13 protein-coding genes are annotated in these 18,558 nt (G+C 69.3%); 5 read left to right on the forward strand and 8 right to left on the reverse strand.

Annotated elements, in window-relative coordinates:
* Positions 1-4: 4 nt before the first annotated feature.
* Positions 5-907 (forward strand): fumarylacetoacetate hydrolase family protein, encoded by a 903-nt coding sequence (locus tag QHF83_RS24670; protein ID WP_282420376.1) that lies wholly within the window; start codon positions 5-7, stop codon positions 905-907.
* On the opposite strand, the gene QHF83_RS24675 is transcribed toward QHF83_RS24670, so the two are convergent.
* Both QHF83_RS24675 and QHF83_RS24680 read right to left on the reverse strand, forming a co-directional pair.
* Complete coding sequence (locus QHF83_RS24675; RefSeq protein WP_282420377.1) at positions 904-1,398, reverse strand: hypothetical protein; 495 nt, start codon at positions 1,396-1,398, stop codon at positions 904-906. The two genes, QHF83_RS24670 and QHF83_RS24675, sit on opposite strands and share 4 nt — an antisense overlap.
* A gap of 8 nt (positions 1,399-1,406) precedes the next feature.
* Positions 1,407-1,940, reverse strand: coding sequence for a hypothetical protein (locus tag QHF83_RS24680; protein WP_282420378.1), 534 nt, complete (start codon positions 1,938-1,940; stop codon positions 1,407-1,409).
* 134 nt (positions 1,941-2,074) lie between these two features.
* On the opposite strand from QHF83_RS24680, the gene dacB reads away from it, so the two are divergent.
* Positions 2,075-3,598 (forward strand): D-alanyl-D-alanine carboxypeptidase/D-alanyl-D-alanine-endopeptidase, encoded by a 1,524-nt coding sequence (dacB, locus tag QHF83_RS24685; RefSeq protein WP_282420379.1) that lies wholly within the window; start codon positions 2,075-2,077, stop codon positions 3,596-3,598.
* A gap of 151 nt (positions 3,599-3,749) precedes the next feature.
* Here the strand turns inward: dacB and QHF83_RS24690 are convergent, their stop codons facing one another.
* Positions 3,750-5,477, reverse strand: a complete 1,728-nt coding sequence (locus QHF83_RS24690; protein WP_282420380.1) for a sigma-70 family RNA polymerase sigma factor — start codon at positions 5,475-5,477, stop codon at positions 3,750-3,752.
* A gap of 836 nt (positions 5,478-6,313) precedes the next feature.
* Between QHF83_RS24690 and QHF83_RS24695 the strand changes: the two genes are divergently transcribed.
* Complete coding sequence (locus tag QHF83_RS24695; protein ID WP_282420381.1) at positions 6,314-7,681, forward strand: ABC transporter ATP-binding protein; 1,368 nt, start codon at positions 6,314-6,316, stop codon at positions 7,679-7,681.
* Here QHF83_RS24695 and pheS read toward each other — a convergent pair.
* From pheS to rpmI, 3 genes are read right to left on the reverse strand one after another with little or no spacing between them, the layout of a single operon-like run.
* A complete protein-coding gene (gene pheS / locus QHF83_RS24700) occupies positions 7,672-8,706 on the reverse strand; it encodes a phenylalanine--tRNA ligase subunit alpha (RefSeq protein ID WP_348980466.1) in 1,035 nt (344 codons plus the stop codon). The two genes, QHF83_RS24695 and pheS, sit on opposite strands and share 10 nt — an antisense overlap.
* Before the next feature lie 52 nt (positions 8,707-8,758).
* Positions 8,759-9,112 carry a 50S ribosomal protein L20 gene (rplT, locus tag QHF83_RS24705; RefSeq protein ID WP_282420383.1) on the reverse strand — a complete coding sequence of 118 codons (354 nt, stop codon included), beginning with the start codon at positions 9,110-9,112 and terminating at the stop codon, positions 8,759-8,761.
* Positions 9,113-9,136: 24 nt separating this feature from the next.
* Positions 9,137-9,334, reverse strand: a complete 198-nt coding sequence (gene rpmI, locus QHF83_RS24710; RefSeq protein WP_153819534.1) for a 50S ribosomal protein L35 — start codon at positions 9,332-9,334, stop codon at positions 9,137-9,139.
* A gap of 162 nt (positions 9,335-9,496) precedes the next feature.
* Between rpmI and QHF83_RS24715 the strand changes: the two genes are divergently transcribed.
* Positions 9,497-11,032, forward strand: a complete 1,536-nt coding sequence (locus tag QHF83_RS24715; RefSeq protein WP_282420384.1) for an ASKHA domain-containing protein — start codon at positions 9,497-9,499, stop codon at positions 11,030-11,032.
* A 57-nt stretch (positions 11,033-11,089) separates the two neighbouring features.
* The gene (carB, locus tag QHF83_RS24720) at positions 11,090-14,461 is read left to right on the forward strand and encodes a carbamoyl-phosphate synthase large subunit (protein ID WP_282420385.1); all 3,372 of its coding nucleotides are present in this window, start codon (positions 11,090-11,092) and stop codon (positions 14,459-14,461) included.
* 39 nt (positions 14,462-14,500) lie between these two features.
* Here carB and QHF83_RS24725 read toward each other — a convergent pair whose 3' ends face one another.
* Together QHF83_RS24725 and QHF83_RS24730 are read right to left on the reverse strand one after the other, a co-directional pair.
* A complete protein-coding gene (locus QHF83_RS24725; RefSeq protein WP_282420386.1) occupies positions 14,501-14,767 on the reverse strand; it encodes a hypothetical protein in 267 nt (88 codons plus the stop codon).
* Positions 14,764-18,501: a DUF3857 domain-containing protein gene (locus QHF83_RS24730; RefSeq protein WP_282420387.1), complete on the reverse strand. Its 3,738-nt coding sequence runs from the start codon at positions 18,499-18,501 to the stop codon at positions 14,764-14,766. Before QHF83_RS24730 ends, QHF83_RS24725 begins: the two co-directional genes overlap by 4 nt.
* Between the last annotated feature and the right edge of the window lie 57 nt (positions 18,502-18,558).

Here is an 18,558-nt window from a genome sequence, read left to right on the forward strand (position 1 = left end):
GCCGATGCGTCTTGCCCGTGTCCTCCTTCCGCCGTCGCCGGTGCCGAAAATCGCGCTCGAGCGTGACGGCTGCCTCTACGACGTCGCCGAGCTCGAGCGAAGGCGCGACGAACCGCTCCTCGACGAAGGTTCGTCCACCGCCGAAGATTTTTTCGCGCGCGTCTTCTCCGTCGGCGGCGCGGGACTCGACGTCCTGGACGATGGTCTTTGCGCCGGCGAGCGCCCCACCGAAGCGAGGCTCTGGCCCGACGAGCTGCTCTGGCTCCCGCCATGCCTGCCGGAGCGCGCGCTCCTCGTGCAGCTCGTGGGTACGTCCGAAGGCGAAGAACCTCGGTACCACCTCGGCAACTCGCGCGGATTGTTGGGGCACCAAGAATCTGTTCCCTTCCCGCCGAACGAGCCGCGGCCCGACGTCGAGATCTCGATCGCCGCGCTGCTCGGCGACGAGCTCCGCGCCGCGACGGTGGAAGAGGCCGAGCGCGCCATCCTCGGCTTCACGATCCTCCTCGGCTGGGTCGCTCGTGAACAGGAACGAACGAGCGGCTCCTTTCGCGCGCGTGACTTCGCCGCGACGCTCGGCCCCGTGCTGGTCACGAAGGACGAAGCCGGCTCGCTCGCCGAAGCGCGTGTGCGACTGCGCGTGGGCGGCGTGATCGAAGAGCTCGCGCGAGCCGCCGCGCCGTCGCTCTCGTTCGCGGAGTCGCTCGCCTTCGTCAGCCGTCACGTCACGCTGCTGCCGGGCGATATCGTTGGTGCTCCACCGATCGAAGGAGGCAGCGAAGCCGCGCGTCGCCTCGGCCTCGCGTTCGGCGCGACGCTCGAAGTCGCGGTCGATCGTCTCGGAAAAATCGCGGCGCGACCCGTGCTCGGACCCGAGCCGCCGCCGTATCGCCGCGTGAAGGGCTAGAACCTGCCGACGAGCCCGAGCCCGGTCATGTTCGGCGCAACGATCGGCACCGGCATGATGAACGCGCTCTGCTCCGCCTCCGTGGGCTTCGGCGCGGCCGCTTCGGTCTTCATGATGATCGCCTCGGCGACGAGTGCGAGCCCGCCGATCTGCGCGAGGCCGCCGAGGCCCGTCAAAAGCCCGCGGATCCAGATCGATCCCGAGCAGTCGGTCGCATCGGGATCACCACACTTGTTCTCGGCGATCGCCATCCACGGTCCGACGATCGGGATCTTCAACGACTCCGCGCCCGGCGCATCCGGCCAGCTCGTTGCGGCGACGAACCCGACGCCGTAGGCGATCGCCGTGATCGCGAGCCCACCGCCGATGAGCTTCGGCCGCACCGACGACGGCGGATAGCGCGGCGGCGGCGCTTCTTCGGTCTCCTCGGCAAAACTCTGCGAAGAGCCGAGCAAGAGCGCGAGCGTGACGAGGATCGAGGCGCGCTTCATTCGGTTCGTCACTTCTTCTTCGGCGGCGTCGCCGGGGCGGCCTTCGCGGGCAGGTTCACCTTGTACTGCACGACCTTCGGCTCGCCGTCGAACGGCAGGCAGTACTCGCCGATGAACGAGCGCTTGATGCACTGCTCGACCGGCGTGCCCGCGAACGGCGCGCCGACCTCGACATCGGTGATCTTGCCGATCTTGCCGTCGAACGTGACCGACACCGGGCCCTCGCCCGTCGGCCCGTTCTCGACGACCGTCGCGCAGTTCGCGGCCTTCGTCTGGCCACGCTTCAGCGCGATCTCCATCTGCTTGATCTGATCCTCGTTGAGCTTCGCCGGCTCGGCCGCGCCGGTCCACTTCGTGTCCTCGCCGGTGTCGCCGGCCGGAGCTTCTTCCTTCGGCGTGCTCTCCTCGGTCGCCTTCGCCGGCGGCTTCTCCCAGGTGGAGTCGTCGCCGGCTTGCTTCGGCTGAGCGCCGCCGCAGGCCACGAGCAGGATGGAGATCGAGAGCCCCAGGGTGAGATGCAAGGTCGAGGTGCGAAGAGCCACGGTCTTCTCCGGTCCCAAAGAGAGGATCGAGTTTGACCCGACCCTAGCAAGGTCTCGCGCTCTCCGCACAATGAAAGCCCACGTCTGCCCTCGTCGGATGCGCGCTCCCGACCCGGACGTTGTAGGAAACTCCCATGCACCAAGGCAGCCGTCTCCGCCCCACGCTCGCCGGCCTCGCGCTCCTCGCCTTCACCGCCTCGGCGCGCTCGGAGGTCCCGACCCCCGCCGCGAGCCCGGCGCCGGCGCAGGCGGATCGGCCGAGCGCCGAGGGCCCGGCGCGCCCCCGCCCGTCGATCGAGGCAGGGCCGATCCTGCAGGCGATCGACAAGCTCGCGGCGGACGTGAAGGGCTGGGGCGGGACCGTCGGCGTCGCGCTCGTCGACGTGGGGACGGGGGAGACGATCGCCGCGCGTGAGGGGCACGCGGCCTTCAATCCGGCCTCGAACGCGAAGCTCGTGACGGCCGCCGCCGCGCTACGTCTGCTCGGGCCGGGGCATCGCTTCGTGACGGGCCTCTACGGCAAGCTCGACGGCGATCGCGTGCCGGAGCTCGTCCTGCGCGGGCAGGGGGATCCGTCGCTCGACGCCGGGAATCTCTGGCCGATGGTGCGCGAACTCGTGACCGCGGGCGTGCGGCGCGTGGGCGCGATCGTCGTCGACCAGAGTTACTTCGACGATCGCTTCGTGCCGCCGGCGTTCGAGGAGCAGCCGAACGAATGGGCGCCGTTCCGCGCGCCGGTCTCCGCGGTCGCGCTCGACGAGAACACGGTGACGCTCTCCGTGCGCGCGGCGGCGAAGGGCAAGGATGCGCAGGTGCGCGTCGATCCGCTCGGCTTCGTGGACGTCGTGGGGACGGTGCGAACGACGAAGAAGGGCGATCCGGAGAAGATCACGCTCGAGCTTTCGCCGAAGGGAGATCGCCTCGTCGCGCGCGTGGGTGGGCACCTGCCCGAGAATTCGCGCGTCGTGCGGGTCCGGCGGCGCCTCGACGATCCGCGCCTCGTGCCGGGTTATGCGTTGCGCGCGGTCCTCGCGTCGGCGGGCATCGAGGTCGAAGGACCCGTGAAGCTCGGCGGCGCCAAGGAGAAGCGCCTGCTCGCGTCGCATCGCTCCCGCCCGCTCGGCGAGCTGCTCGCGCTCCTCGGAAAGGACAGCGACAACTTCTACGCCGAGATGATCTTCAAGGCCGTCGGCGCCGAGAAGAAGGCCCGCCCTGGCACCGCGGACGGCGCGGCGGAGGCCATCACCGGCTACCTCAAGGAGATCGGCGCGTTCGAGGAGGGGATGATCGTGAAAAACGGCTCGGGCCTCTTCGACGCAAACCGCATCACGCCCCTCGGCACCACCTCGCTCCTCCGCGCCGCATATCGCGACGTGACCATGGGCCCCGAGTTCCTCGCGCACCTCGCGGTCGGTGGTGTCGACGGCACGCTGCGCGGGCGCTTCAAGAATCTCGGCGATCGAGGCATCGTTCGCGCCAAGACCGGCACCTTGAACGCCGTCGCCTCGCTCTCCGGCTACGTGCTCGGACCTCCGGGCCGCGCGCCGATCGCGTTCTCCATTTACGTGAACGGCATTCCCGACAAGGTCGGCCAGGCGCGCGGCTCGATCGACAAGGTCGTCGAGGCGGCCGCGCGTGCCCTCTGGAAGGACCGGTAGCCCGAGAGCATCGCTTGCTCAGATCGCGCACGGCGTGCCCGTGCATAATGACAGAAATGTCATACCCCCCTGAAAGCCGAAGGCCACGCGGAGTGTTTTTCCGCGTGGCCCAGGGTGAGGTGAATTCTGCGGGGTTGTGCCCCGCCGAACGTCAGTAGTAGTCGCGCATCTGCTTGCGGATCTTCACGAGCGCCTGCTCCTGGAGCTGGCGGATGCGCTCGCGCGACAGGTTGTACTTGTCACCGATCTCCTTGAGCGTGAGCTCGTCCTCGTCGTCGAGGCCGAAACGCCAGCGGATGATGCGCGACTCGATCGGCGTCAGCGTGGTGAGCAGCCGACGAACCTCGTCGCTCCACTTGCGGTTCGCCAGGTGATCGAACGGCGAGAGCGCGTTCTCCTCCTGGAGGAAGTCGATGAACTTGCGCCCGTCCTCGTCGCCGACCGGGCGATCGAGGGAGAACGGGGTTTCCGCGTAGAAGTCCTTCACCTTGTCGAGCTTCTCGCGCGGGACGCCGGTCTCCTTCTCGAGCTCCTCGATCGTCGGCTCGTGACCCGTGCGCGCGATGATCGCCTGGGTCGCGCGGGCGACGCGGTTGTACGTGTCGAGCATGTGCACCGGGATGCGAACCGCGCGGCCCTTGTCGGCGAGGGCGCGGCTGATCGCGTGCCGGATCCACCACGACGCGTACGTCGAGAAGCGGTAGCCGCGGTTGTGATCGAAGCGCTCGACCGCCTTCATGAGGCCGATGTTGCCCTCCTGGATGAGGTCGATCAGCGGGAGCCGGCCGCGGTTGTAGCGGCGCGCGATCGACACGACGAGGCGGAGGTTCGCCTTGACGAACCGGTTCTTCGCGTCGTGCTGCGCCTGGAACGTCTTCTCGACCCGATCGAGGTAACGCTTGTACGAAGGCGACATCGGCAGCGTCGGGCGCGGCGGCCGGATCGGCGCGCCTTCCTCCGTGTCGGCGATCGTGTCCTCCTCGAAGTCCGGCTCGCGCACGAGATCACGCGCGATGCTGCTGGCGCGCGACATCCAGAGGCGGTCGGAGTCCGGCAGGCGGATCACGTTGGCGAGCTCGTTCGTGAGCTGGCTCCACGCCTTCTCGTGCTCGGGCGCGAGCTTGTACTTCTGCTTCTTCGCGATCTTCACGAGCTTCTGCAGCTCTTCGATCTGCGGCGCCTTCACCTCGTCCTCGCCGGCCTTCGCCACGTCCTCGGCGAGCGCGTCGAGCACGAACTCGGCCGCGGGCAGGTACGAGAGAAGCGCGACCCAGTGATCGATCTCCGTGCGCTCGACGGCACGCGCGGTCTCGAGCTCCTCCTCGGGGCCCATGACCGGGTGCAGCGCCATGTCGCGGAAATACCGCGCGAGCATGGAGTCACCGCCACCCTCCTCGATGTCCTTGAGCTCGCGGTCGGCGTTGGTCCGGGGAGAATCCGGCCGGCTGAGCGGCGTGAACTCGAGGTCGATGAACTCGGCCGTCGTCGGCTCCGGATCGTGCATCTCGGGCCGCGGGCGAATGGCGGCGGCCTCTTCCGCGGCCGCGCCTTCGTCATCCAGCATGCCGATGTCGATGTCCGACGCGGCGAGCGGCTCCTTGGCGAGCGGCGGGTTCGGCGTCTTGCTGCGCGCGTCGTCGAGGAGAGCCTCGTCGTCGACCGGCGCCTGCGTTTGCTCGGGCTCCTGGCCCTTGGGCCGGCGCTCGATCGTTCCGCTGCGACGAACCGGGCGCGCGTTCGCGACGGCGGCGCCGCGACGACCGGGCGAGCTCCCACGGGCGGGCTTGGGGGCCGTGGCGGTGCGCGTCGTGGAGCCCGTCATCGCGGCCTTGGTGGAGGGGCGGTTGGCATCGGGGCGGCGGGCGGTCGACGTGCTCATCTTGCTCTTCGTTGCGGTGGAGGGTTTTTCGTTCACTTCTTCGGAATCACCCTTTCGAGAGTGGAAGCTCTCGGCGGGGTCAAGGAGGGATCGGTCCGGGCTCGTCGGGGTTTCGAAGCTCGCCATGGCTGGGCCCTTGTTCCCGCTGCCCGATAGGGGGCTGAACGGGGGATTGTGCGGTTTGATTCCGGTGGATCCTCTCCGAGAAGAAATCGGCTGGCTCGGGCCGCCGTTCACGGATGCAATGCTGGAGACTGGATCGCTCGTCTTCTCGATGAATTCTGCAAATTTCATGCCGTCATCGGTGTATGTTCCCGAATTTCCCGCTCCCGGGTCGGGCCTATCGCCGGTCGGCATGCTAGGAGCATCCTCCGACGAGGCATGCAGGGAGGCCGGCTCCCCGACATGCGAGGCGGTGGGCGGCGGGCTGCCTCGATGGCGGTGTGCTCCCATGCTTACGCGCTCCGTTGTAGTCGATGATGCCGACTGAGAACACGTCCAGTCGGACATTCGTCTTGCGTGTCATTCACGAGCTCCGCCGGGATCGGCGAAACTGTTGGATGTTTTCTGGGGCTACCCTGGTGCAGGCGATAGCCCATGGAATCTTGGCTTCGTGCGCTGGCCTTCTCGGGCAAGCGCTGATGGGTAGGCAACTTGCTTCCTTCAGCGCCCTTGTCGACCCCCACGACGCCCTGCATCATCCGATTTTTCTGGCTTCTATCGGTCTCGGGGCGTCCCTTGTAAAGACGGCAGCCAGCACCTTCTCCATCTACGGTCAGAAGCGGGCTGTCTTTCAGGTCGGAAACGCAATTCGGCGCACGATCACCGCCGGGATCGTGCTGCAAGGACAAGCGCCGAGCGCGGCCGCCGCCTCCCTCGCCGCGATCACCGTGCGAATCCGCGACGTCGAGCGCGGCGTCGATGAAGGTGTGCTCGCGGCCGCTCGTGCAATTGCACACCTCGTTCCGCTCGCCGTGGCGCTTCTCTGCCTGTCCTCGCGTCTCGCGATCGCCGCGATCCTGCTGCTCACGCCGTTCGCGCTGATCCTGGCCTCCGCGCGGCGGTTCGTCCGGGGGCATCACGCGCGGTCGGCGCGCCTCGCAGAGGGCCTGCATTCCGCTGTAGACGAGCTGGTACGGCACCTGGATCTATGGCGAACGTACGGAGCCGCGCGGCGGGTTCACGCAGCGCTGGGAAAGGCCGGAGACGAGGCCGGTCGCGCCGCCGCGCGGGCCGAAGCGACGCGTGGCGCGATTTCCGGCGCGAACGAGGTGCTCGCCGCAGCCGCGTTGCTGGGCCTCGTCGTCTGGATCGAGCGATCCCAGCCTTCACTCGGGGATGGGTCGCTCGTCGCATTCGCGGCGGTGTTTTTTATGACGTATCGGCCGCTGCGCGATCTCGGAGATGCGCGGACGGCGATCGAGCGAGGCGCAGCGTCGCTCGAGGCGCTCGAAGCAAGCGTGCAGGTCGGAGGCGCTGAGGCAGCGCTCGAAGCGGCCGAGGCGGCGAGTGTGCAAGGGGCGCGCAGTCGGTTCCGGCTGGCGCGGCTGTCGGTCGAAGGGCTGCGCTTCGACGTGGGCGGCGTGAGCGGGCGGGCGGTGCGGTTCACAGCAGAGCCAGGGCAGATCGTGGCGATCGTGGGGCCGACGGGGAGCGGGAAGACGACGCTGCTCCGAGGGCTGCTCGGGCTCGTGCCCGCGACGGAAGGGGCCCTTCGTTACGATGGGGAGGAGCTGACGCGCGCCGGGGTCGGTCCAGACGAACGGCCGTTCGCGTGGGTGCCGCAAGAGGCGGCGATCGTGTCGGGGACGATCGAGGAGAACGTGGGGCTCGGCGCGAAGAATGCGCCCGCCGCGGAGATCCGGCGGGCGCTCGCGGAGGTGGGAGGGCTCGGGCTGGCCGAGGCGAGAAGGGGGGCGAGGATCGTGGGTGGAGGGCACGAGCTCTCGGGCGGAGAGAGGCAGCTCGTGGCGATCGCGCGCGCGGTCGCGAGCCATCAGCCGGTGCTGCTCCTGGACGAGCCGACGTCAGGGCTCGATGCCGAGGCCGAGGCGCGCGTGCTTTCAGCGCTCGCGGCGCAGCGAGGCACGCGGACGATCTTGATCGTGACGCATCGGCCGGGGCCGCTTTCGATCGCCGATGAGGTGATCTCGTTCGAGGGATCGGCGGCCGTCGCGGCCCCGGCGCTCGCAGCTCAGAACTGAGACAAGAAGCGCGGATCGCTCTCGAAGTTCAGGCGGATGTTCGGGATGCCGTAGCGGAGCATCGCCAGGCGATCGAGACCCATGCCGAAGGCGAAGCCGCTGTACCGCTCGGGATCCAGGCCGGAGTGACGGAAGACGTCCGGATGGATCATCCCGCAGCCGAGCACCTCGAGCCACCCCGTTTGCTTGCAGACGCGGCATCCGGCGTAGGTGCCGTCGGGCTTGCGGCAGAAGACGCAGCCGCAGTCGACCTCGGCGCCGGGCTCGACGAACGGGAAGTAGCTCGGCCGGAACCGCACCGGCAGGCCCGGGCCGTAGAGGCGCTCGATGAAGGCCGTGATGACGCCCTTGAGCTCCGCGAAGCTCACCTTCTCGTCGACGAGGAAGCCGTCGATCTGGTGGAACATCGGCGAGTGCGTGACGTCGTCGTCGCGGCGGTACACCGAGCCCGCCATCACCACGGCGAGCGGCGGCTTGCGGAGCAAGAACTCGCGCGGCTGGACCGTCGTCGTGTGCGTGCGCAGGAGCAAGCCCGGGCCGAGCCAGAAGCTGTCCTGCATGTCGGTCGCAGGGTGATCGGGCGGGAACGCGAGCTTCGTGAAGTTGTTCTCTTCGAGCTCGATCTCGGGCCCGGACTCGGCGACGAAGCCGAGGTCGCGGAAGATCGCGAGCAGCTCGTCCCGAACCTGCGCGATGGGATGGAAATGGCCGCGGCCGAGCTCGAGGCGGCCCGGCAAGCTGAGGTCGTGGGGCAGTCCGCGGAGCTCCGCCTCGCGGGCGGCGCGCGCGAGCGCCTTGAGTCGCGCTTCGAACGCGGCCTCGACCTCTTCCTTGAAGGTGTTGACGCGGCTGCCGACCGCGGCCTTCTGGTCGGCAGGGACGTGGCGCATCAGCGCGAGGACGGCCGTGAGCTCGCCCTTCTTGCCGAGGACGCGGGCGTGTTCGAGGCGGAGGGCCTGCTCGCTCGTCGCGGCCGCGAACGCGTCGCGGTAGCGCGTGCCGAGCGCGGCCAGGCCCTCGTCGATGGCCTTGATCGCCTGAGCGGGATCCGCGGCGCTCACGCCCCGACCTCCCGGCCTAGCGGCTTCCGCCCGCGAGCTTCACGATCGCGCCGAACGACGCCGGATCGTGGATGGCGAGCTCCGACAGGACCTTCCGATCGAGCGAGACGTTCGCCTTCTTGAGCGCGCTCATGAGGCGGGAGTACGTCGTGCCGTTCGTGCGGGCACCGGCGTTGATGCGGACGATCCAGAGGCGCCTGAAATCCCGCTTCTTCAGCTTGCGGCTGATGTAGCCGTACTCCCACGCGTGGCGCAGGACCTCGACGGCTTGGCGGTAGCGGTTCTTCCTGCCAAGGAAATAGCCCTCGGTCAGGTTCAGGACGCGGTTACGACGACGACGGGCTTTGAACCCACGCTTGACTCTCGGCATTGGGCGCTCCTCTCTTGCTCGGGATCAGCGGTAGGGGAGAAGGAGCTTCACACGCCCCTCCATCGCGGTGTCGACGGTGTCGTTCTTGCGGAGACGGCGCAGGCGCTTCTTGCTCTTCTCCTGCATGCAGTGATTCAAGCCGCCCTTGCTCCGGCGGATCTTGCCGGAGCCAGTGACGCGAAAGCGCTTCGCGGCGGCCCGGTTCGTCTTCATCTTGGGCATGATGCCTTCTCGCTCCCGTGAGGGGTGCGCTCTGCCTGGCCTCGCTCCGACCGTCGGAGCGCCGTTCGAAACCAAGGTAGATGCGGCGGGGCGAGCTTTATGGCGGACGGGTGCGGGGGTTGTCAAGGCCGCGAGAAGCCCCAAGAGCTAGCCTCCCGACCCATGCTCGTCCGCGCCACCTTCGAAGAGCCGTCCAGCGACGGTACCCCCGTCCGTACCACCGTGAGCTTCCACGCTGGACATTCGCTCCTGGAAATCGCGCATTCGCGCGGAATCGCGATCAACGCGCCCTGCGGCGGTCGAGGTTCGTGCGGGAAATGCATCGTCCGCGTGCTCGCCGGGAACGTGGCGCCGACCGAGGAGGACCGGGCCGTCCTGAGCGAGGGCATGATCCGCGAGGGCCTGCGACTGTCGTGCCGGATCCGGCCGCGCACGCCCGTCACGGTGGAGGTGCAGAGCCGGTTCGATCTGCGCGCGGCGCCGAGCGTGACGAGGCTCGCGGCCGGGGAGCTGCCGAAGGTCGTGGATGCGGCGGTGGATCTCGGGTCGACGAGCGTGCAGCTCCGGACGATCGATCCGGAGACGCGCGAGGTGCTCGGCGAGGCGAGTGTGCTGAACCGGCAGGTGCGTCGCGGTCACGACGTGATGACGCGGCTGACGCACGCGCTGCAAGGAAAGCAGGCGCGCGAGGAGCTGACGGAGGACGCACGCGAGACGCTGCGGCTGCTCGAAGGCGCGGCGCGCGGGCGGATCTTCCCGGAAGACGGCGCGATCCGGAGGTGGGTCGTGGCCGCGAACAGCGCGATGACGACGCTGCTCTGGGGCGAGGACGTGACGAGCCTGGCCGAAGCGCCGTACACGCCGCCGTTCTTCGACGAGCGGACCGGGCCGGCCGCGGACCTGGGTTTGTCCGGGGAGACGCTGACGACGTTCCCGCTGCTCGGATCGTTCGTCGGCGGTGACACGGCCGCGGCGGTGCTCGCGGCCGAGCTCGATCGGCCGGGTCCTCCGCGCATGTTGATCGACATCGGGACGAACACGGAGATCGTGCTCGCGCACGAGGGCACGCTCTACACGTCGTCGACGCCCGCGGGGCCGGCGTTCGAAGGAGGAAACATCTCGGTCGGGATGCGCGCGGAGCCGGGCGCGATCGTGCGGGTCGAGGTGCGCGACGACGGGGCCATTCGCGCGACGACGATCGGGACGGTGAAGGCAAAAGGGATCTGCGGGACGGGGCTGCTCGAGGTGCTGGGCGAGCTCGTGCGCGCAGGGCTCGTGGCGAAGGACGGCGCGATCGCGTCGGGAGCGGATCGCATCACGCTCGCGCGAGGCGTGGATCTCCTGCAGATGGACATTCGCGAGCTGCAGCTCGCGAAGGGCGCGCTGCGGGCGGCGACGAAGCTGCTCTGCACGACGGCCGGGATCCGGGACAAGGACCTCGCGCGCGTGTCGGTGGCGGGCGCGTTCGGGACGCACCTCCGGCACGACGTGGCGATCCGGCTCGGGATGCTCCCGGAGGTGGATCCGTCGGCGGTCGTCGCGGTGGGCAACGCGTCGCTCGAAGGCGCGACGGTGTTCGCGCGCGATCCGGAGGCGGCGCGGGCGAGGCTCGCGGATGTCCGGTCGCGGATCCGGCACGTCGAGCTCGCGACCCGTGACGATTTCCAGGATGTCTTCGTGGCGAGCCTCGATTTCTGAACGACCTTTCGCGCACACATCGACGGTGCCGCGTTCCGGTGCTAACTCGCCCGCCCGATGCCGCGCCGTGACGATCTGAGAAAGATCCTGCTGATCGGCTCTGGTCCCATCATCATCGGGCAAGCGTGCGAGTTCGACTACTCGGGCACGCAGGGCGCGAAGGCGCTCGCTGCCGAGGGGTACGAGGTGATCCTCGTCAACTCGAACCCGGCGACGATCATGACGGACCCGGAGCTCGCGTACCGCACGTACGTGGAGCCGCTCGACGTACCGACGTTGACGGCGATCCTCGAGCAAGAGCGGCCGGACGCGATCCTGCCGACGCTTGGTGGTCAAACGGCCTTGAACCTGGCGCTCGCGCTCGACGCGGAAGGCGTGCTCGCGCGGCTCGGGATCGAGCTCATCGGCGCGAGCCCCGCGGCGATCCGCAAGGCCGAGGATCGCGCGCTGTTCAAGGCGGCGATGGAGCGCATCGGGCTGACGTGTCCGCGGTCGGGCCACGTGAAGAGCGTGGAGGAGGCGCGCGCGCTGGCCGAGACGTCGGGGCCCTGGGGCGCGCCGCTCGGATATCCGGTGATCGTGCGGCCGAGCTTCACGCTTGGCGGTACGGGCGGCGGGATCGCGTTCCGGCCGGAGGAACTCGATGCGAAGGTGCGCTGGGCGATCGAGCAGTCGCCGACGCACGAGACGCTGATCGAGGAGAGCGTGCTCGGCTGGAAGGAGTTCGAGCTCGAGGTCATCCGCGACAAGGCGGACAACTTCATCGTCATCTGCTCGATCGAGAACATCGACCCGATGGGCGTGCACACGGGCGACTCGATCACGTGCGCGCCCTCGATGACGCTGACCGATCGCGAGTACCAGCGGCTCCGGAACGCGGCGCGCGCGGTGATGACGGAGATCGGGGTGGAGACGGGAGGATCGAACGTCCAGTTCGCGGTGAACCCCGAGGACGGTCGGTTCGTGGTGATCGAGATGAACCCGCGCGTGTCGCGGTCGAGCGCGCTCGCGTCGAAGGCGACGGGGTATCCGATCGCGAAGATCGCAGCGAAGCTCGCGGTGGGCTACCGGCTCGACGAGTTGACGAACGACATCACGGGCACGAGCGCCGCGTTCGAACCGACGATCGACTACGTGGTCGTGAAGTGGCCGCGCTTCGCGTTCGAAAAATTCCCGGGCGCGGATCGCCGGCTCGGGCCGCAGATGAAGAGCGTCGGCGAGGTGATGTCGATCGGGCGCACCTTCGCCGAGGCGCTGCAGAAGGCGGCGCGCTCGCTGGAGACCGGGCGCGATGGCCTCGAGTCGCTGCTGGGGAAGGTCGACTACCGGCAGCTCGGCAGTGATCCGAACCAGGCGCGCGACATGTTGATGGACGCGCCGCGCGAGCCCTCGGTGCCCGTGGAGATGCCGCCGCCGAGCCACGAGGATCTGGTCGCGGCGCTGGAGAAGATCGTGGGCGTGCCCGTCGCCGATCGCCTCTTCTACGTGGCGGACGCGGTGCGGCTCGGGATCCCGCTCGAGTCGCTGTACGAGGCGACGCGCATCGATCGCTGGTTCCTGTCGCAGATCGATCGGATCGTGCGGTTCGAGCGGACGCTCGCGGAGGTCGCGAAGGAGAAGGGCACGCTCGACGAAGGGACGCTGCGCGACGCGAAGCGGCTCGGGTTCTCGGATCGAGCGATCGGGCGGTTCATCGGGCGGACGGAGGACGAGGTGCGCGCGCTCCGGATGACGCTCGGCATGCGCGCGGTGTTCGGCCGCGTGGACACGTGCGCGGCGGAGTTCGTGGCGAAGACGCCGTACCTCTACTCGACGTACGAGCGCGAGAGCGAGGCCGCGCCGAGCGGGCGGCGCAAGGTGATCATCCTGGGCGGCGGTCCGAACCGGATCGGGCAGGGGATCGAGTTCGACTACTGCTGCGTGCACGCGGCCTTCGCGCTCCGAGACCTCGGGTTCGAGACCATCATGGTCAACTGCAACCCGGAGACGGTCTCGACCGACTACGACACGTCCGATCGGCTCTACTTCGAGCCGCTCACGTTCGAGGACGTGCTCTCGATCTGCGACGAGGAGCGCAAGGACGGCGAGCTCGTCGGCGTCGTGGTGCAGTACGGCGGGCAGACGCCGCTGAAGCTCTCGGTGCCGCTCGCGCGCGCCGGCGTCCCGATCCTCGGTACGCCCGCGGATGCGATCGATCGCGCCGAGGATCGCGGTCGCTTCGACGCGCTGCTCACGAAGCTCGGGCTCAAGCGTCCGCGCGCAGCCGTGGCGTCGAGCGTCGAGGAGGCGATCGAGGCGGCGGGATCGATCGGCTACCCCGTGCTCGTGCGGCCTTCGTACGTGCTCGGCGGTCGGGCGATGATGATCTGCCACGAGGAGAAGGAGCTCGAGGCGTACACCCACGCGGCGGTCGAGGCCGCGCGCGAGGCCGGCACGCACACGATCCTCGTGGACGAGTTCCTGAAGGACGCGATCGAGGTGGACGTCGACGCGCTCGGCGACGGTCGCGAGGTCGTGATCGGCGGCGTGATGCAGCACATCGAGGAGGCCGGGATTCACTCGGGCGACTCATCGTGCGTGCTTCCGCCGCACTCGCTGCCGCCGGAGGTCGTGGCGTCGATCGAGGAGCAGGCGCGGCAGCTCGCGCTGGAGCTCGGCGTCATCGGCCTCATGAACGTGCAGTTCGCGGTGAAGGGCGGGGCGATCTACGTGCTCGAGGTCAACCCGCGCGCATCGCGCACCGTGCCCTTCGTGTCGAAGGCGACGGGCCGGCCGCTCGCGAAGATCGCGGCGCAGGTGATGGCGGGCAAGACGCTCGCGGAGCTCGGGATCACGGACGGCGTCATGCCGCAACACGTCGCGGTGAAGGAGTCCGTCTTCCCGTTCGCGAAGTTCCCGGGTGTCGACACGCAGCTCGGGCCGGAGATGCGATCGACGGGCGAGGTGATGGGCATCGCGCCGACGTTCGCGCATGCGTTCGGCAAGGCGCTGCGGGCTTCGGGGATGCAGCTCCCGAACACGGGGTGCGCGTTCATCTCGGTGAAGAACGACGACAAACCCGCGGCGTGCGTCATCGCGCGGCGGCTGCGCGCGCTCGGCTTCACGATCCTCGCGACGAGCGGGACGGCGCAAGCGCTCGCCCGCGCGCGGATCCCCGCGACGCCCATCAACAAGGTGAACGAGGGCTCGCCGCACGTCGTCGACGCGATGAAGGCAGGGCAGGTCTCGCTCGTCGTGAACACGACGGTGGGCGCGCGGTCGATCCGCGACAGCTACCCGATCCGGCGGAATGCTTTGCTCGCCAACGTTCCGTACTTCACGACGATGGCGGCCGCGATGGCCGCGGTCGACGTCCTCGAGGCGAGCGCGCACGACGCGCGTGCCGCGTATCGGGTCCGCTCGCTCCAGGAGTGGAACCCGTCCACCTGAGAGACTACGAGGGCCGCCGGCGTTCGATGCGCCGGCGGTCTACGTGTCCTTCGGATCCTTCGTGTCGTTCTTGCTCGCGTCGTTCGCGTTGCGGTCGTCGTCCTGGTCCGACGATTCGCGGCGCTCGCGCGGCGTCAGCGCCGCGGTGAGGGCCACCGCGAGCGCGCCGACGACGACGCTCCCGTAAAAGAGAATGTCGATGGCGCTGCCCGCGGACGAGCAGTTCGCGCCCGGGCCGAGGCGCACCGCGAGCACGCCTTCGGGCAGCTCGGGCGGCCCCTCCGGCGTGCTCGCGCGTTCGGTCACTTGCCCACCACGATGCGCTGGCCGAAGGCCCGATCGACGGCCTCGCAGAACGAGCGGAACGCCTCGTATTCGGCCGGCGTGACACGCGCCTTCTTGAACGACAGGCCCGTCCGCACCGTGACCTTGCCCGGCGCTTGCTCGACCGTGACGTGGAACGCGCCGAACGGCGTGTCGAGCTTCTGCGCCGTAGGCGCCGCGCGCACCTTCATGCCCGCGGGCACCTTGATGACCCACTCCTCTTCACGGCTCGTGAGCGCCGAGAGCGTGACGTCGAGCGTGCGCTTCGACGAAGGCGCGAGCTCGGCGACGAGGCGCGGCGTGATGCTGGCGGGCACGCTGAGCGCGTCGCCCTCGCGACGCGCGAAGCTCGTGGCCTTGCCGCGGGTGCGGATCTTCACGGCCTGCTCGACATCGTCGAGGTCGCCCGTCTCCACGCCCGCGCGGCCCTTTTCGAGCTCGATCGGGCCGAAGTCCGAGGCGAGGTCCTGCGACGCGCGCTCGTGGCGCGTGCCCTCGGCGAGGTAACGACGTCGCCAGTCGGGCGCGTACGCGCCGGTCACCTGCACGTCGGACACGAGCTGCGCCGAGCCGCCATCCGCGAGCGTCACGTCGACGTGGCGGCGCGTGAGCGACTGCTCCGGTGGCGGCTGCGGCAGCCGCACGAGCTTGGGTTTGCCCTCGTTCACGAGCAGGCCGATCGCCGCGCGATCCATCACGGGCAGCTCCATCGAGCCCGTATGCTCGGCCGTGCCGTCGAGGTAGAGGTCCATCGAGGGCACGTAGACGATCGCGTGATCGAACGGCGCGAGGCTCGCGGGCTCGGGCGCGATGTCGCCGCGCATGCGCGTGCGGAGCAGGACGATCGTCGAGTTGATGCCGAGCTCGCGCAGCATCGTGACGATCAAGGTCGCCTTGTCCTTGCAGTCGCCCCAGCCGCGCGCGAGCGTCTGCGCGGCGCGGCGTGGCCGGATGCCCTCGATGCCGAACTCGAGCGCGACGTAACGCGTCTGCGTGGCGAACTTGTAGATCGCCTTCACCTTCGCGGCGTCGTCGGTCAGGCCCTTCGTGAGCTCGCGGGCGCGCTTGCGCACCTCGTCGTCGACGTCGAACTGCTCGCGCGCGAGGCCCCAGTACCACGCGCCCACCGCGTCCCACGTGTCGAACGTGGAGACGTGCACGGTGCCGAGCACCTCGGACCACGGCGGCATGTTGGACTCGGGCGCGAGCGCAGGGACGTTCGTCCCCGTGAAGCGGTAGATGCGCTTGTCGCCCTCCTCCTTCACGTCCTCGACGAGCCCGGGGAGGCGGTCGGTGCGGATGAAGAAGCGGCGCGACTTCGGCGTGATGAGGACGTACTCGCTGCTCGCGATGGGCTTGTCGTTCTGGAGGTACTGGACCTCGCCGAAGTAGTCGCTCTTCTCGTTGCGCGGCGCGACGTCCTCCACGCGGTAGCGGAGCTCCACGACGTCGCCCGCGTTGAGGCGCGGGAAGAGGACGACGAACGCGCGCTGCGACGTGTACATCGAGATCGCGGGGTTGTCCGCGGCGCCCTCGCCGCTCTCGATCGCCTCGTCGATCTTCCCGTTCGCGCGATAGACGCGGGCGGCGCGCAGATCGACGGTCTGGCGATCGGCCTCGTAGGCGAAGTCGTACTGCCGCGCCGACGCGGCGCTCTCGTCGGTGAGCGGCTGGAAGACGACCTGGTGGAAGCGGCTCGCGAGGCCGTTCGGGTAGACCGTCGTCACCGTGAGGTTGCGCATGAAGCGCATCGGGTAGCCCTGCGCGGCCTCCTTGCGCATCGGCAGGAACTTCTCGGGCGCCCACGCGTACGCCTCGTCCGCGCGCGGCGCCTTCGGCTCGATGTGCTCGACGTACTCGCGCACCTCCTTCGCCTGCGGGACGATCGTGAGGATCTGCCGCAAGAGGTCGAGCTGCTTGTCGCGATCGCCTTCCTCTCCGTAGAGATCGGAGAGCGCGCGCAGCGTCTGCACGTCTTCCGGCGCCATCGCCAGCGCTTGCTGGTAGGTCGCGAGCGCGCGGTCCTTCTGCCCGAGCGCGCGGTACGTGCGCGCCGCGAGCCCACGCGCCCACGCCGAGCCCGCGTCGACGCCGAGGAAACGATTGAGCCACCGCTCCGCGCCCGCGGCGTCGCGACGCGCCACCGCGAGCTCCACCTTCTGGCTCAGGAAGTCGGCGTCGTCGAAGCGCAGCGACGCGTAACGCGCCTCGACCTCCTCGGCCTCGGTGTCGCGACCGAGCGAGCGAAGTTGCGCGGCGAGCGCAGACAGGAGCGAGACGCAGCGCGGGTTCTTCTGCACTGCCTTCTCCAGCATGCCGAGCGCGGTGCGCTTGAGGCCCGCTTCGACGGAGAGCTCGACCAGGCCGAGCGTGCCGCCGAGGTTGTCCGGGTCGAGCGCGAGGATGCGCTCGTAGATCGGCACCGCGTCGCGCCAGTTCGCTCCGGTGCGCGCGAGGTGCGCCTCGGAGAGCAAGACGTCGAGCTTCTCCTCGTTCGTCTTCGCGAGCGCGCTCGCGCGTTCGACCCACGCGCGCCGCTGGTTCCGATCTTCCGCGAGCTCGCCTGCGAGCAGGAGCCTCTGCACCGTGGGCTCGGCCTCGGCGGCGCGGCGCGCGAGGTCGCGCGCCTTGTGCTCGGCTTTCGGATCACCGCCGGTGATCGCGAGGTACCGCGCGTAGTGCTCCAGCGCGGCGGGCGCGGGGTTCTTGCCGGACGTGACCGCCTCGAACGCCTGCACGGGCCCGACCACGCGGCTTTGCTCCTTCGGCTCCTTCTTCTTCGCGCGCTCCATCATCGCGTCGGCGGCCTCGGTGCTCGCTTCGAGGTCCGCGCGCACCTCGACGTCGAGGTCGGGCTTGCCGGTCTCGTCGCCGATGCGCAGCGCGAACTTCGGCGCGTCCTCGTCGCCGCAGACCTTCACCGTGATGCGGCTGAACGTCGGGCGCAGCGTCACGGTCGTCGCGAGCCGATCGATGTCGAGCTCGCGATACGCCGCGTCCTCGAGGATCTTCTCGCCGTCGTAGTAGAGCTTGAACGCGCCCGCGGAGCCCATCCACAAGGTCGCCTTGCGCGCCTTCGTGCCGGGGCGCGTGCGGATGAACGTCGTCGCGTAGCCGCACACCGACTCGCGCGGGCGGAGGATGTCGCCGAAGTCGAACCATCCGTACGACGACAACGTCGGCGGCACGCGCCAGCGAACGGCGCGCTCCTTTCCTTCATATGCGCGGCCCGCGGGGATCGCTTCGCTCAGCTCCGCCTCGGGCTGGTAGTCGATCGCGAAGCCCGTCTTGTTGTCGTTGTCGAACGGGCCCACGGTCATGTAGCGGCCGACGAACCCGAGCTTCTCGATCCGCGCGAGCGCGCCTTCGAGGTCGCCGCGCCGCCGCCTCGCGTACGCGCCGAGCAGCTCGGCGTAGACACGCACGGGCGCGGACAGCGCCTTGTTCTCCGTCGCCGCGACGAGCGCCTCCTCGACGTGCGTCGGATCTGCGCGATCCCAGGTGCGCCAGAGTTCCCGCAGCGCCGTGTAGGCCTCGGGCCCCTTCGCGGAGGCGATCGAGGAGGTCGCGTCGAGCACCTCGGAGTGGATCGTCCCGCCCTCTGCGCTCGCTGCGTGTGCCGGAGCGATCGCGCAGCAGGCGAAAGTCACCGCGAGGGCGAGCCGTGCCTTCGCGCGGGTCGCGCGATCCAGGTGAGCACCACGTAAACGAGCCATCGACGGGCTATCCCGTGCGATGACCGGCTGGTCAAGGGGATGACAACGGGCCGTCCT

It is taken from the genome of Polyangium sp. 15x6, assembly GCF_029960785.1.
Taxonomy (GTDB): Bacteria; Myxococcota_A; Polyangia; order Polyangiales; family Polyangiaceae; genus Polyangium.

Excerpts from the sequence above, each read along its gene's own strand:
- QHF83_RS24670 (WP_282420376.1), top strand. The coding sequence starts at position 5 with ATGCGTCTTGCCCGTGTCCTCCTTCCGCCGTCGCCGGTGCCGAAAATC.
- QHF83_RS24675 (WP_282420377.1), bottom strand. The coding sequence starts at position 1,398 with ATGAAGCGCGCCTCGATCCTCGTCACGCTCGCGCTCTTGCTCGGCTCT.
- dacB (WP_282420379.1), top strand. The coding sequence starts at position 2,075 with ATGCACCAAGGCAGCCGTCTCCGCCCCACGCTCGCCGGCCTCGCGCTC.
- QHF83_RS24690 (WP_282420380.1), bottom strand. The coding sequence starts at position 5,477 with ATGAGCACGTCGACCGCCCGCCGCCCCGATGCCAACCGCCCCTCCACC.
- rplT (WP_282420383.1), bottom strand. The coding sequence starts at position 9,112 with ATGCCGAGAGTCAAGCGTGGGTTCAAAGCCCGTCGTCGTCGTAACCGC.
- rpmI (WP_153819534.1), bottom strand. The coding sequence starts at position 9,334 with ATGCCCAAGATGAAGACGAACCGGGCCGCCGCGAAGCGCTTTCGCGTC.
- QHF83_RS24715 (WP_282420384.1), top strand. The coding sequence starts at position 9,497 with ATGCTCGTCCGCGCCACCTTCGAAGAGCCGTCCAGCGACGGTACCCCC.
- carB (WP_282420385.1), top strand. The coding sequence starts at position 11,090 with ATGCCGCGCCGTGACGATCTGAGAAAGATCCTGCTGATCGGCTCTGGT.
- QHF83_RS24730 (WP_282420387.1), bottom strand. The coding sequence starts at position 18,501 with ATGGCTCGTTTACGTGGTGCTCACCTGGATCGCGCGACCCGCGCGAAG.